The sequence below is a fragment of the Chitinophaga japonensis genome (assembly GCF_007830125.1).
Classification (GTDB): domain Bacteria; phylum Bacteroidota; class Bacteroidia; order Chitinophagales; family Chitinophagaceae; genus Chitinophaga; species Chitinophaga japonensis.
In genome coordinates this window covers 1,094,208-1,107,208 of the sequence record NZ_VLLG01000002.1, presented here as the reverse complement: position 1 = coordinate 1,107,208, position 13,001 = coordinate 1,094,208, and the positions used below count along the sequence as shown (strand labels likewise).

Below are 13,001 nucleotides of genomic sequence, written 5' to 3'. Positions count from 1 at the left end.
CAACCATTTATTTTTATGCGAGTGCTCACCGTAATGGCGGTGCTGCAGTTGTGCTTCTCTTCTCTCTCTCATTCTCAGATCGTTGAGCATTTTAATGCCCCTCCGGTTCCCTGGCAGGGTACGGATACGGCCTGGCAGGTCAGCAACGGGATGTTGCAGAGTAATTGCCTGCAAACCAACAGCCGTTTCTGGTTATGGACGCCTGCCGGCATCTCCCTCCCTGCTGCCTGGGAATGGTGGATGCAGTTGGATTTCAACACCTCGTCCAATAATTACGTGGATGTGTTCCTGGCGGCGGACAGCAGTGCACTGCTACACCCCGGCCTGTCCGGCTGCTTTGTGCGCATTGGCGGGAAAAATGACGAGGTATGCCTCTATGCCTGCACTCCTGCCGACCGGGAGCGCCTGCTGATAGACGGGCGGGATGGCCTTACGAACAGGAGCGCCTCCGTTCTGAAGGTCAGGGTAACCTGCGACGAGGCGCACCATTGGCGCCTGTGGACAGACAGCACCGGCACGGGACTGCATTATGTGCCTGTGGGCGGCGTTACAGACAGCAGCATTGCCGCTGCGCCGGGCTACGGGATCGTGGTTCGCCAGTCTACCGCCAGCTTTTTCCGGAAGCATTTTTTTGATGAAGTGGAGGTGGCCCGGCTGGTAAAGGATACCCTGCCCCCGGCGCCGGTATCGCTGGCCGTGCTGGGCGACCGGGAGCTGCTGCTGCAGTTCTCCGAACCGGTAGACAGCGTTACCGCCCTGGCCACTGCTGCCTACCAGCTAAGCGGTACGGCGGCACACCCGGTACGGGTAGCCCTGGAAGGTGCCGGCGTGCACCTGTTCTTTGCAGCGCCTTTTCCCGGCGGGGATAGCCTGCAACTGCAGGTGGCGGGTGTGCGGGATGTGGCTGGTAACGAAATGCGCGCGGCGGCCCTACGGTTCCTCTTTTACCGGCCCCGCGCTTATGAAGTGCTGATCCAGGAGATACTGCCGGACCCGGAGCCGGCGCCGGGACCGCTGCTGGCCGAGTTCGTGGAGCTGCGGAATACCAGCGCCTACCCGGTGCAGCTAAGGGACTGGCAGCTTCGTACCAGGGGAGGAACGGTAAGGTTGCCGGCCTGCCAATTGGAGCCGGACAGCCTGGTGCTGCTTTGCCGGAAGGAGATGACCGACCTGTTTGCCGGCAGCGGCGCAGTATTAGGCCTGGATCGTTTCCCGGCATTGTACAACGAGTCCGATACCCTGATGCTATATGACGCAGACGGCGCGGTGATGCACGCCGTGGCTTATAATAAGAACTGGTATGGAGATGAGGAGAAGAAAAACGGTGGCTGGAGCCTGGAAATGATATCGGCGGCAGCACCCTGCACCGGTGCGGCCAACTGGCGTGCTGCGCTGGACCCTGCCGGCAGCACGCCGGGCCGCCCGAACTCCGTGGCCGGGCCCGGGGACACTACAGTGCCCCGCCTCGAACATGCCTCCCTGCAGGATAGCGCAACTATTTTGCTGCGCTTCAGTCATGCACTGGATAGCGCGCAGGCGGCCCAATCGGCCGGGTACCGCCTCCTGCCCGGCCCGGTAAGCATTGCCAGGGCGGTTCCGTTGTCACCCTTGTTCCAGGAAGTACAACTACATTTATCCAACCCCCTGGGCCTGGAAGGCGTGTACACGCTGGAAATGGCCGGACCAACAGACTGTAAAGGCGTACCTGTAACCGCCACTGCCACCCTGGCCCGGGCAGCAGCGCCGGATAGCGGCACGGTGCTGATCAGCGAGCTGCTGTTTGATGCCCGCTCACCTGCCCCGGAATTCGTGGAAATACATAATCCCGGCGCCCGGGCCATTGACCTGCAGCAACTGTATATCGCCCTGCTGGACGAGGATAGCCTTCCGCGCAGCAGCATGGCGGTAGGCACAGCCGGCGGCTTATTGCTGCCGGGGCAGTACCTGGCCCTTACGCGCGATCCGGCCGCCTTGTGCCGTTACTATACCTGCAAGGCATTTGATAATATACTGCAGGTGCCCGCCCTGCCCGCATTTCCCAATGAAGGAGGCACACTGGCATTGTATAACGGAGCCGGCCGCAGGGTGGATATCATGTTCTACTCGCCGGATATGCAACTGCCGCTGGCAGACAATGCCAAAGGCGTGTCCCTGGAGCGGCTCAGCTTCCAACGGCCTGCGCAGGACCCGCACAACTGGCATGCCGCCGCCGCCACCGCCGGCCATGCCACCCCGGGTAGCCCGAACTCCCAGCAACTGCTGCTGCAGGAGCTGCCGGGGGAGGTTACGGTACAGCCGGCCCTTTTCTCGCCGGATAACGATGGCATGGAGGATATGGCCGTTATTACCTGCCGCCTGCCCCGGCCCGGGTTTATTGGTAACATCACCGTATTCGACGCCCAGGGCCGCCCGGTGCGCCAATTGCTGCGCAATAGTGTGCTGGGCAATGAGGATACTATTATCTGGGACGGGCTTGGGGAAAATAAACAGTTGTTGCCTGTCGGTATATATATTATTTTTACTGAAATATTTGACCTGGAGGGAAGGATAAAGCGCTGGAAGCTGCCGGTAGCTTTGGTAAGAAGGATGAGTTAGGAGGTAGGAACCAGGACTTAATTTAATTTTTTATATTTGCGCTCCTAAAAATTTGAACATGCAGTACAGAGAAATTGTTGCAGTGACCGGTTTAGGCGGTTTGTTTCAATTAATAGCCAGTAAACAGGATGGCGCTATTGTCCGTTCCCTGGAGGACAAAAGCACCCGTTTTGTTTCATCCCGCGTCCATAACTTTACCCCGCTGGAAAGTATTGAAGTATTTACCACTGGTGATAATGTAAATCTTGCCGCCGTTTTCAAGGCCATGCAGGAAAAGGAAACTGAATTTCCGCTGGCAGACGCCAGGGATAATAATGCGATCAAAGCTTATTTCCGGAACGTGTACCCCACTTTTGACGAAGAAAAGGTGTACGTAAGCGATATGAAGAAGATGGTAAAATGGTATGCCATCCTCAAAGCCAATGATCTGCTGAAATTTGACGAGATACTGGCGGATGGCGAAGAAGCAGCAGAAGCAGCGGAAACGCCTGCTGCCGAACCTGCTGCAGAGCAGCCGGCCGCTGAAGCGGAAAAGCCGGCCAAAAAGGCCAAAGCGCCGAAAGCTGCCGCCAAAGAGGCAACAGCGGCGGACGCCGGCGACGCTCCTGCTGAAAAGCCCGCCAAAAAAACCAGGGCTAAGAAGGAAGAAGCGCCTGAAGGGGAAGCTGCACCTAAGAAAACCACCCGTAAGAAGAAGACGGAAGAATAATAGAAGAATATTAAATGATAAATGTAAAATTTCAAATGTAAAAGTTGGAGGACATGTCTTAATACAGCTTTACAGTCTTAATAGAACATAGCTACCAACTTTTACATTTTACATTTGAAATTTTACATTTATCATTTCTTCCCCTCTCTTTCCAAGCGTTATGCTTGGAATTTTTTATTTTAGTAAGATGGATACATTAAACGCAAATATTGAGAAACAACCCCGCAAATTTTTGCCGGAGAACTTTACGGTTACCTCCTGGGAAATCCTGCAGCCTTACTTTGAAGCCCTGCAGCAACGCCCGCTGAACAGCGTGCCGGACCTGGAGCAGTGGTTAAAGGACCTCAGCGAGCTGGATGCAGTGGTCAGCGAGGACGCCTGCTGGCGCCAGATCCGCATGACCTGCGATACTACCAATAAACAGTACGAAGAAGCTTTCACTTATTTCTGCATGGAAATACAGCCCCGGCTGCAGCCCTTTGCAGATGCGCTGAACCGTAAGCTGCTGGACAGCCCCTTGACCAAGGAGCTGGGCGCCGGCTATGACACTTACCTGCGCAGCGTGCGCAAGCAGGTAAAGCTGTTCCGCGAACAGAACGTGCCCCTGCTGGCGGAGCTGAGCGTAATGGCCCAGCAGTACGGCGTGGTGTCCGGTAAAATGACCATCGAGGTGAACGGGCAGGAATACACCCTGCAACAGGCCGCCAAGTTCCTGGAGAACAGCGACCGCGCCCTGCGGGAAGAAGTGTTCCGCAAAACCAATGAGCGCCGCCTGCAGGACCGCGATACCCTGGACCAGCTATATACTTCCCTGATAGGGAAGCGCGACCAGGTAGCCCAAAATGCCGGCTTTGCAAACTACCGCGACTATAAATTTGAAGACCTGGGCCGCTTTGACTATACCAAGGAAGACTGCTTCCAGTTCCACGCAGCGGTAAAAGAGCATATGCTGCCCCTGGTAAAGAACATCCTGGAGAGGCAGAAAGCCAAGCTGCAGCTCGATACCCTCCGACCCTGGGATACAGATGCCGAGCCGGCCGGCGTAAAACCGCTGGAGCCTTTTCAAACCGGCGAGGAGCTGATCACCCGGGCCATCGCCTGCTTTGACCAACTGGGGCCCTTCTTTGGCAACTGCCTGCGGGTAATGCAGCAAATGGGCCGGCTGGACCTGGAAAGCCGCAAAGGCAAAGCCCCCGGCGGTTACAACTGCCCCCTGGCGGAAACCGGCGTGCCATTTATTTTCATGAACGCGGCCGGCCAGATGAAAGACCTTACCACCATGGTGCACGAAGGCGGGCATGCCGTACATTCCTTCCTGAGCCATCACCTGCCGCTCAGCGCTTTTAAGGAATACCCGATGGAAATAGCGGAAGTGGCCAGCATGAGCATGGAGCTGTTCACCATGGACTACTGGGATATTTTCTTCAGTGATAAGGAGGAGCTGCGCCGTGCCAAAAGGCAGCAACTGGAGCGCGCCATCACCATCTTCCCCTGGATAGCCACCATTGACAAGTTCCAGCACTGGGTGTACGAGCATCCGCAGCATACGGTGGCAGAGCGTACCGATGCCTGGTTGGGCATCCTCAGGGAGTTCTCCCCGGAAGTAGTGGACTGGAGCGGGCTGGAAAACTACCGGGCCATTGGCTGGCAACGGCAGTTGCACCTGTTTGAAGTACCTTTCTATTATATTGAGTACGGCATTGCCCAGTTGGGCGCTATTGCCATGTGGAAGCAGTATAAGGAGAACAAACAGCAGGCCCTGGACAATTATGTAAAGGCACTGAGCCTGGGAAACACTAAAACATTACCGGAACTGTATGCAACGGCCGGTATCCGTTTTGACTTTTCACCGGCTTATGTGAAGGAGCTGGCGGATTTTGTACAGCAGGAAATGGAGGCGATTGGCTAATATACAGATGTATACTATTTACATTGTTTACATACCCCGCTTACCACTACCTCTACATTATGCGCGGCATAGCCTTTGGGAAGCGTGATGGAAGGTACATCTGTCTCGTCCAGGCAAAGCGTGTTGCCGCATTCCTCGCACCTGAAATGGATGTGATGGTCATGGTGATGATGTTCCGTGCATTCCGACTTGCACAGTGCATATCGCACGGAGGTATCTGTAGTAGGTATCTTATGGATAATGCCTTTATCCAGGAAAGCCTGGAGGGTACGGTAAATGGTTACCCTGTCAAAAGCCTGTCCCTGCAGCTTTTTTTCAAAATCGCCGTGCTCCAGCGCGCCATTACTTTTCATGAACAGATCCAGTATCTTCACCCGCGTTTCCGTAACGCTCAGGTGACTGCTGCGTAGTAACTGGTGGATCTGTTCCCTGTTATTTTTAGTCATGATAAAATTTAATTAGCTTCTTCTTCCATCAGCCGCCCGATGTCCCCGATCAGTTTATCTACATCTGGCTGTTTGGTGCCTTCGTATAATCCTCTCACGCGGCCTTCCCCGTCTACCAGTGCAAACCACTGGGTGTGCACAAAATCTTCCTCGCCGGTATAGGTGCCGTCATCTACCATGTAACCCTGCCGGGCCAGTTTGTACAGCTCTTTTTTGGTGCCGGTCAGGAACCACCAGTTGCGGGCGTCCGCGCCATGTTTGGCGGCGTAAGCCTTTAATACCGGTACGCTGTCATGGTCCGGGTCCACGGTATGGGAAAGGATGCGGAATTCCGGTTTGTCCTTGTAGGCGGCATATACCTTTTCCATGTTCTTGTTCATTTTGGGGCATATACCGGTACAGGTGGTAAAGAAATATTCCGTTACGTATATTTTTCCTTTCACATCGTCATCAGTAATGGTCTTTCCCTCCTGGTTGGTAAACGAAAATCCGCCCACGGTATGGCCCGGGCTACCCAGCACGGGTAGTTTTTCCTTGCCAAAAAAGCTGCCTGTTTCGTCCATGATCACGAATCCTGCGTATCCCAGGAAAGCAATGGTCAGCAGCACAAAGAAAGTAGTATAGAATATCGCCTTTTTTGACATAAGCCCTGCTAGTTGATTACCTGCAAAGGTACGACAAAAACAGTTGGCCGCTACTGTGTTGCTTCCGCTCCGTCCAGGTTGTAATACAGCTCGTAAATATTTTTTTCATTCAGGCGCAGCCGGCCGGTAAAGGTCAGGTAATCATCCGTTTTGAACCGGGGATGTCCCGGTTTCAGTTGCAGGGCCATCACGGATTCCGGGCCGGCGCCTCCGCAAAAGAAGCAGGCGTTATTGGGGTTGGCGGAGAGCACGTAGATGCCGCCCTTTACATCCAGGGGTATCACATAACCGGAAATGCGGATGTAAGCTCCGTTCAGGGATTTGATGCCCCGGCTGAACTGGGGGTACAGCATGGGCATGTCCAGTTTGTCGTCCCAGATCCGGTTGAACACCACGTCTTTCAGTTGCCGCCAGCTAACGGGCCGGGGATCTTTGTCCTGCTCAGGAGCAGGGTCGGGCGGCGGCGCTGTTGTAGTATGCCATGGCAGGGGCGACGCGGCATACCGGTAAGCCGGGGCGGACAGGGCTGCTTCCCGCAGCAGCAGGAACCGCTGCAGGTAACTGCTGCCGGCATGGCGGCAGTAGCGGGACAGGTCGGTACAGGCCACCAGCAGCAGTGCGGCGGCCAGCAGCAGGTAACGTTGTGTGGTATTACGCATGGGACAAAGTTTTTGAAATGTTCAGCCGGAAGGCCCGGATACCGGGCAGCAGGGCGGCCAGCAGGCATACCAGCAATACCAGCAGCGCTATGCCGGCTTCCCCGGCACCGGGCTGCCACCAGTGCTGCAGCACGTAATGGAACTGCTGCGCCAGTCCCGGTTGCAGGGCAGCCAGTATGCCCCTGCTCAGGAGATAGCCGCCGGCAATGCCCGCCACTCCCAGTAAGGCAGCTTCCGTAAGCACTAGCGCCAGCAATCGCGCGCGGCCGGCGCCCAGGCTGCGCAGCAGGGCCAGCTCATAACGCCGCTCCTGTAAGGATTGCAGCAGCATAAAGAAGATGCTGCAGGCGGCCAGCGCCATCAGCAGCCAGCCTATCAGGCGCAGTAGCTGTATGCCGCTGCCCATCAGGGACAGCAGCCGGTTCACCTCGATGGCCGGTACGGCCGCCTGCAGGCGCGTATGGGTATTGATCCAGCGGGGCAACTGCAGTTGCGCCATCGGGTTACGGAATTGCAGCAGCACGGCCGTTACCTGGCGGGCGCTGTCGCTGGCAGGCTCCCCTGCTTCCGTGTGGTGCTCCTCCTCCTCCTGGTGATGATGGTCATGGATGTCCCATACGCTGTTGAGGGAGGTGAGGATCACCTGGTCCAGTACATTACCCGCCGGGGCCAGTATGCCGCTTACCGTGTAAGGATGGCCTTCGTGCACATGCCCTTCTGCGCCCAGGCCATGCATGCCGTTGAACCGGTCGCCAATGCCCAGGTGGTAACGCGCCGCCACGGCGCTGCCCAGCACCGCTTCCATGGAATGGCGGAACATCCGCCCCTGCGCCATCTGTCCGCCGTAGTGGCGGATGTAGTCAGGAGTGGTGCCCACAATCCGGAAGCCCTGGTAGCTGTCGCCCAGCGACAGCGGGATGGCGGCGCGCACCATGGGGTGCTGCATCCAGGGCTGCGCCTCCCGCAGGGGGATATTCCCGGTAGGCGCATCGATATGGTAAACGGATGAAAGGATCAGTTGTAAAGGGCTGCCTTTGGCCCCCAGCACCATGTCAATGCCGGCTACGTTCTGTTCAAACTGCCGGCCGGCCTGTGCCTGTACCAGCAGCAGTAATGCCAGCATGCCGCTGGCGCAGGTAAGCAGCAGCCAACTGGTAATGCTGCGCAGCGGGCGGTGTAATAAGTTGCGGACGGCGATAGTAAGGATCATCATAATGGTAATGCAGCCAGGCCGGCCTGCGGCTCCGGCATTGCGGTTTGTTGATGGAATAATGCTTTCAGGCGGTTGTCGTGTGTAACGATCACCAGCGCCGCCTGCTGTTGCCGGGCCTGTTGCTGCAGCAGCCGGGCCACTGCCATGCAATTGTCATCATCAAGGCTGGCGGTAGGCTCGTCCGCCAGTATCAGCGGGGGCGCCGGCAGCAGGGCGCGGGCGATGGATACCCGCTGCTGCTCGCCCTGGCTCAGGCGGGCAGGGTATTGCCGCAGCAGTTGATGGATGCCCAGAGCGCGCGCCAGTACTGCTACCTGTTTGGATGCGGCCGGCTGCCGGGCCAGGCGCGCTGCCAGCAGCAGGTTGTCCCGCACCGTCAGCGCAGCCATGAAATGGGATTGCTGGTAAACAATGCCGATGTGCCTGCCCCGGAAGCGGTCCATTTGTGCAACCGGTAAGTTGTTAATAACAGTATCGTCTATACGTATTTCTCCTGCGTCCGGCAGCAGCAGCCCTGCCAGCAGGTGCAGCAGCGTGGTTTTGCCGGAGCCGGACGGGCCGGTGATCAGCAGCACCTCCCCGGCGCTGCATTGCAGGGGCGGGAACGTAAATGCCCGCTGCCCGTAATGGTATTGCAGATGCGTGGTTTGCAGCATGGTACCTGGTATTTGATGGCTGCTGTAAAAGTAGTCAAAAAAAATTTATTTGCAACAACGTTGCAAAAAATACATAGTTTTGCGAGGTAAATAAACTGATCATATGCCATATAACCGTTTGCGAAAACTGAACCTGGATGCGCTGGGCATCGGCGCTTCCCTGATCTGCGCCATACACTGCGCCGTGCTGCCGCTGCTGGTCACCATACTGCCCCTGTTAGGACTGGAAATACTGGAGAACGAAAAACTGGAGTACGGCCTGCTGGCCTTTACATTGTTTGTAGGCGGGGCCTCGCTGTTCAGGGGGTACCGCTACTGCTACCATCATGTAAGGCCGCTGCTGTTGTTTGCCCTGGGCTTCCTCCTGTTACTGTCCGGGCATTTCCTGGCAGCCGGTCATTGGGAGCCGGTGTTCATTTCCACCGGCGCGCTGCTCATTATTACCGCGCATACCTGGAACCTGCGGGCCTCCCGGCACTGCAAAGTATGTAACCACGATCACAACAAATAATGAAGATCAATCCAGGCACGATACTGTCAACAAAAATTTCTTACGAATGAAAAAATTACCCGTTACCGTATTGAGCGGTTTTTTAGGCGCGGGGAAAACCACCCTGCTGAACCATGTGCTGCACAACCGCGAGCAGTTGCGCGTGGCCGTCATTGTAAACGATATGAGCGAGGTGAACATAGACGCGCAAATGGTAAAGAACCAGCAGGTGCTGCACCATACCGAAGAACAGTTGGTGGAAATGAGCAACGGCTGTATATGCTGTACGCTGCGGGAGGACCTGCTGCGCGAGGTGGCCGCCCTGGCAGCGCAGCAGCGGTTCGATTACCTGCTGATAGAATCCAGCGGCATATCGGAGCCCCTGCCCGTGGCGCAGACTTTCTGCTACCAGGATGAAAGCAACGGTATAGACCTCAGCCGCGTAAGTCGCCTGGATACCCTGGTAACGGTGGTGGATGCCTATAACTTCAGCCGCGACTATAACAGTATTGCGCTGCTGCAGGACAGGGGCCTGACGGACGATGCGGAGGACCGGCGCACTATTGTGAACCTGCTTACGGAACAGGTGGAGTTTGCCAATGTAGTTGTGCTGAACAAATGCGACCTGGTAACGCCCACCTTGCTGAACACCCTCAAGGCAGTGCTGCGCAAGCTCAATGCCTCCGCGCGCATTATCGAGGCGGTGAATGGCGCAGTGCCTTTGCAGGAGATACTGAACACCGGCCTGTTTGATTTTGAAAGTACTGCTCAGAGCGCCGGCTGGATAGCGGCCCTGGAAACCGACCACACGCCGGAAACAGAGGAATATGGCATTTCTTCCTTTGTATACCGCAGCCGGCAGCCCTTTCACCCGGAGCGCCTCTGGCAGTATGTGAATGAAGCATGGCACGCCAACATCCTGCGCAGCAAAGGGTTGCTGTGGCTGGCCTCCCGGCCGGATGTAGCGGTGAACTGGAGCCAGGCCGGCGGCTCCTTACGGGCAGACAGGGCGGGCTACTGGTGGTGCGCTATTCCCCGTCACCGCTGGCAAATGGAGGGGGCGGACTATGAGCAACTGATGCAACGCTGGCACCCCGTGTTTGCAGACCGTTATAACGAGATCGTGATCATTGGGCAGGAACTGGAGCAGGAGCGCATTCAACAGGAGCTGGATGCCTGCCGTTGCTCCCCGCAGGAAGTAGCGCTGTGGCAGCAGGGGCATGCTTTTAAAGACCCGTTCCCGGCATTATGACCTTTTTTTATAGGCAGTAAAAAGCGTGCTTTTCAAAGCCCGGTGGGCAATAAGCGGATCAAGAGCACGGTAAAATTTAGGCTAACCTAAAAATAAATTTAGAATAACTGTAGTTTAAAATATAATTTTAACGCAGAAAAAATTTGATATGGTTAAATCTATACGCCTGATACTATGCTTATGCCTGCTGACCGTTACTGCCGCACAGGCGCAAAACGCCTCCACCGGGCGGCTGAAAGGTTCGGTGCAGGCGGACGGTAAGCCGGTGCCCTTTGCCAGCATTGGATTTACAGGTATGAAGACCGGTACGGTCACGGACAGCGCCGGGGTATATGAGCTGGCAGCCCTGCCGGCCGGCCGGCATGTGCTGCAGGTGAGCGCGGTGGGTTATGTAAAGTACGCGCAACCGGTGCAGGTGAAGGCTGGTGGCACCACCCGCCTGGATGTGCGGCTGCAGCCCACCGCTTCCAGCCTGAACGAGGTAGTGGTGACCGGAACGCTGAAGCCGGTGTCCAAAATGGAAAGCCCCGTGCCGGTGGATGTGTACACCCCGGTGTTCTTCCGCAAGAACCCTACGCCCAGCCTTTTTGACGCCCTGCAGAATATAAACGGGGTAAGGCCGCAACTGAACTGTAACGTGTGCAACACCGGCGATATCCATATCAATGGCCTGGAAGGTCCCTATACCATGGTGATGATAGACGGCATGCCGATTGTGAGCGCCCTTTCTACCGTATACGGCCTGTCGGGTATTCCCAACAGCCTGGTAGAGCGGGTAGAGATCGTGAAAGGCCCGGCCTCCACCTTATACGGCTCGGAAGCGGTGGCGGGGCTCATTAACATTATTACGAGGGACCCTGCTACCGCCCCCTCGCTCACCGCCGACGTGTTCAGCACTTCCTGGCGCGAGTATAATGCAGACCTGGGCCTGCGCCTGAAAGCCGGCAAGGCCCGGGGCCTGCTGGGGGTAAACTACTTCAACTACCAGCACCCGGTGGACAATAACGGCGACGGCTTTACCGACGTGACCCTGCAGCATCGCATCTCTGTTTTCAACAAATGGATCTTCCCCCGTCGCCATCACCGGGTGGCGTCCCTGGCGGCCCGTTATTACTACGAGGACCGCTGGGGCGGGCAAATGCAGTGGGATTCGCACTGGCGCGGTACAGACAGTGTTTACGGGGAAAGCATCCGCACCAACCGCGTGGAGGTGATCGGCGCTTACCAGTTGCCCCTGCGGGAAAAGATCATGCTGCAGTACTCCTTTAATATACATGACCAGAATTCTGCCTATGGCAACACCTGGTTCCTGGCCAATCAAAAGATCGCCTTTGCGCAATTGACCTGGGACAAGCAGTTGGGCCGTCACAACCTGCTCACCGGTATTCCCTTCCGCTATACTTATTATAATGACAATACCGTAGCTACGCCTTCCGCTACTAATACCTACCTGCCGGGCGTGTTTGTGCAGGATGAGCTCAAACTGCACCCGCATCACACGCTGCTGCTGGGCATGCGGTATGATTATAATTCCGTGCATGGCAACATTTTCACGCCCCGCTTTGCCTACAAGTGGGCGCCTACGGACCAGGATGTGCTGCGCCTCAACTTTGGCACCGGCTACCGCGTAGTGTCTGTTTTCACGGAAGATCATGCCGCGCTGACGGGCGCCCGCACCGTAGTGATCACCGAAGACCTGCGGCCGGAAAAAAGCTGGAACCTGAACCTAAACTATGTGAAGAAGATCAGCCTGAACAATGCCTTCCTGGGCCTGGATATGTCTGCTTTCTACACCCGCTTCAGCAACAAGATCATCCCGGACTATGATACCAGCCCGGACTCCATCATCTACAGCAACCTGAACGGGCATGCCATTTCCCGGGGCCTGAGCCTGAATGCAGACCTGGCCTTTTCCTTCCCGCTGAAAGTGCTGGCCGGCGCTACGCTGATGGATGTGTATACGGTGGAGAATAACGGGGGAAAAACCGTGAAGGAACGGCCCATGCTCACGGAAAAGGTAGCCGCTACCTGGACGGTGTCCTACACCATTCCCAACTGGGCGCTTAGCATCGATTATACGGGTAACCTGTACGGGCCTATGCGCCTGCCCCTGCTGGGCGACCTGGACCCCCGGCCCGCGAACTCGCCGGTGTGGAGCCTGCAGAACATCCAGTTGACCAAAAGATTTGCCGGTGGCTGGGAAGTATATGGAGGGGTGAAGAACCTGCTCAATTTTACGCCGCGTAAAGACGCTATTGCCCGGCCTTTCGATCCATTTGACAAGCATGTTAGCTATGACCGGGACGGGAATGTGCTGCCTACGCCGGATAACCCTTATGCGCTCACCTTTGATCCCAGCTACGTGTATGCGCCTAACCAGGGGATCCGCGGATTTTTAGGAGTGAGGTGGACAGTGGTGAAGTAAAAG

11 protein-coding genes are annotated in these 13,001 nt (G+C 56.4%); 6 read left to right on the top strand and 5 right to left on the bottom strand.

Going from position 1 to position 13,001, the window contains the following annotated elements:
- Positions 1-15: 15 nt before the first annotated feature.
- From LX66_RS04365 to LX66_RS04355, 3 genes are all read left to right on the top strand, one after another.
- Positions 16-2,595, top strand: a complete 2,580-nt coding sequence (locus tag LX66_RS04365; RefSeq protein WP_145710666.1) for a lamin tail domain-containing protein — start codon at positions 16-18, stop codon at positions 2,593-2,595.
- Between the two features lie 58 nt (positions 2,596-2,653).
- A complete protein-coding gene (locus tag LX66_RS04360; protein ID WP_145710665.1) occupies positions 2,654-3,304 on the top strand; it encodes a DUF5606 family protein in 651 nt (216 codons plus the stop codon).
- A 187-nt stretch (positions 3,305-3,491) separates the two neighbouring features.
- Positions 3,492-5,213 (top strand): M3 family oligoendopeptidase, encoded by a 1,722-nt coding sequence (locus LX66_RS04355; protein ID WP_145710664.1) that lies wholly within the window; start codon positions 3,492-3,494, stop codon positions 5,211-5,213.
- A 14-nt stretch (positions 5,214-5,227) separates the two neighbouring features.
- Here the strand turns inward: LX66_RS04355 and LX66_RS04350 are convergent, their stop codons facing one another.
- The 5 genes from LX66_RS04350 to LX66_RS04330 are packed head-to-tail and all read right to left on the bottom strand — an operon-like array spanning position 5,228 to position 8,831.
- On the bottom strand, positions 5,228-5,659 hold the full coding sequence (locus LX66_RS04350; protein WP_145710663.1) for a Fur family transcriptional regulator: 432 nt from the start codon (positions 5,657-5,659) through the stop codon (positions 5,228-5,230).
- Between the two features lie 8 nt (positions 5,660-5,667).
- Positions 5,668-6,303, bottom strand: coding sequence for an SCO family protein (locus LX66_RS04345; RefSeq protein WP_145710662.1), 636 nt, complete (start codon positions 6,301-6,303; stop codon positions 5,668-5,670).
- A 50-nt stretch (positions 6,304-6,353) separates the two neighbouring features.
- Positions 6,354-6,962: a DUF3299 domain-containing protein gene (locus LX66_RS04340; protein ID WP_145710661.1), complete on the bottom strand. Its 609-nt coding sequence runs from the start codon at positions 6,960-6,962 to the stop codon at positions 6,354-6,356.
- A complete protein-coding gene (locus tag LX66_RS04335; protein ID WP_145710660.1) occupies positions 6,955-8,175 on the bottom strand; it encodes an ABC transporter permease in 1,221 nt (406 codons plus the stop codon). Before LX66_RS04335 ends, LX66_RS04340 begins: the two co-directional genes overlap by 8 nt.
- Positions 8,172-8,831: an ABC transporter ATP-binding protein gene (locus tag LX66_RS04330; RefSeq protein WP_145710659.1), complete on the bottom strand. Its 660-nt coding sequence runs from the start codon at positions 8,829-8,831 to the stop codon at positions 8,172-8,174. The genes LX66_RS04335 and LX66_RS04330 overlap by 4 nt, the downstream gene beginning before the upstream one ends.
- Positions 8,832-8,934: 103 nt before the next feature.
- Here LX66_RS04330 and LX66_RS04325 point away from each other — a divergent pair, with 103 nt between their 5' ends.
- From LX66_RS04325 to LX66_RS04315, 3 genes are all read left to right on the top strand, one after another.
- Positions 8,935-9,342 (top strand): MerC domain-containing protein, encoded by a 408-nt coding sequence (locus LX66_RS04325; protein WP_145710658.1) that lies wholly within the window; start codon positions 8,935-8,937, stop codon positions 9,340-9,342.
- Positions 9,343-9,388: 46 nt separating this feature from the next.
- Positions 9,389-10,573, top strand: a complete 1,185-nt coding sequence (locus tag LX66_RS04320; protein WP_145710657.1) for a GTP-binding protein — start codon at positions 9,389-9,391, stop codon at positions 10,571-10,573.
- Positions 10,574-10,721: 148 nt separating this feature from the next.
- Positions 10,722-12,998, top strand: coding sequence for a TonB-dependent receptor (locus tag LX66_RS04315; protein ID WP_145710656.1), 2,277 nt, complete (start codon positions 10,722-10,724; stop codon positions 12,996-12,998).
- Positions 12,999-13,001: the final 3 nt, after the last annotated feature.

Bases quoted from the DNA above. Each gene is read 5' to 3' on its own strand.
- LX66_RS04325 (WP_145710658.1), top strand. From the start codon at position 8,935: ATGCCATATAACCGTTTGCGAAAACTGAACCTGGATGCGCTGGGCATC.
- LX66_RS04315 (WP_145710656.1), top strand. From the start codon at position 10,722: ATGGTTAAATCTATACGCCTGATACTATGCTTATGCCTGCTGACCGTT.
- LX66_RS04330 (WP_145710659.1), bottom strand. From the start codon at position 8,831: ATGCTGCAAACCACGCATCTGCAATACCATTACGGGCAGCGGGCATTT.
- LX66_RS04335 (WP_145710660.1), bottom strand. From the start codon at position 8,175: ATGATGATCCTTACTATCGCCGTCCGCAACTTATTACACCGCCCGCTG.
- LX66_RS04360 (WP_145710665.1), top strand. From the start codon at position 2,654: ATGCAGTACAGAGAAATTGTTGCAGTGACCGGTTTAGGCGGTTTGTTT.
- LX66_RS04340 (WP_145710661.1), bottom strand. From the start codon at position 6,962: ATGCGTAATACCACACAACGTTACCTGCTGCTGGCCGCCGCACTGCTG.
- LX66_RS04320 (WP_145710657.1), top strand. From the start codon at position 9,389: ATGAAAAAATTACCCGTTACCGTATTGAGCGGTTTTTTAGGCGCGGGG.
- LX66_RS04345 (WP_145710662.1), bottom strand. From the start codon at position 6,303: ATGTCAAAAAAGGCGATATTCTATACTACTTTCTTTGTGCTGCTGACC.
- LX66_RS04355 (WP_145710664.1), top strand. From the start codon at position 3,492: ATGGATACATTAAACGCAAATATTGAGAAACAACCCCGCAAATTTTTG.
- LX66_RS04350 (WP_145710663.1), bottom strand. From the start codon at position 5,659: ATGACTAAAAATAACAGGGAACAGATCCACCAGTTACTACGCAGCAGT.
- LX66_RS04365 (WP_145710666.1), top strand. From the start codon at position 16: ATGCGAGTGCTCACCGTAATGGCGGTGCTGCAGTTGTGCTTCTCTTCT.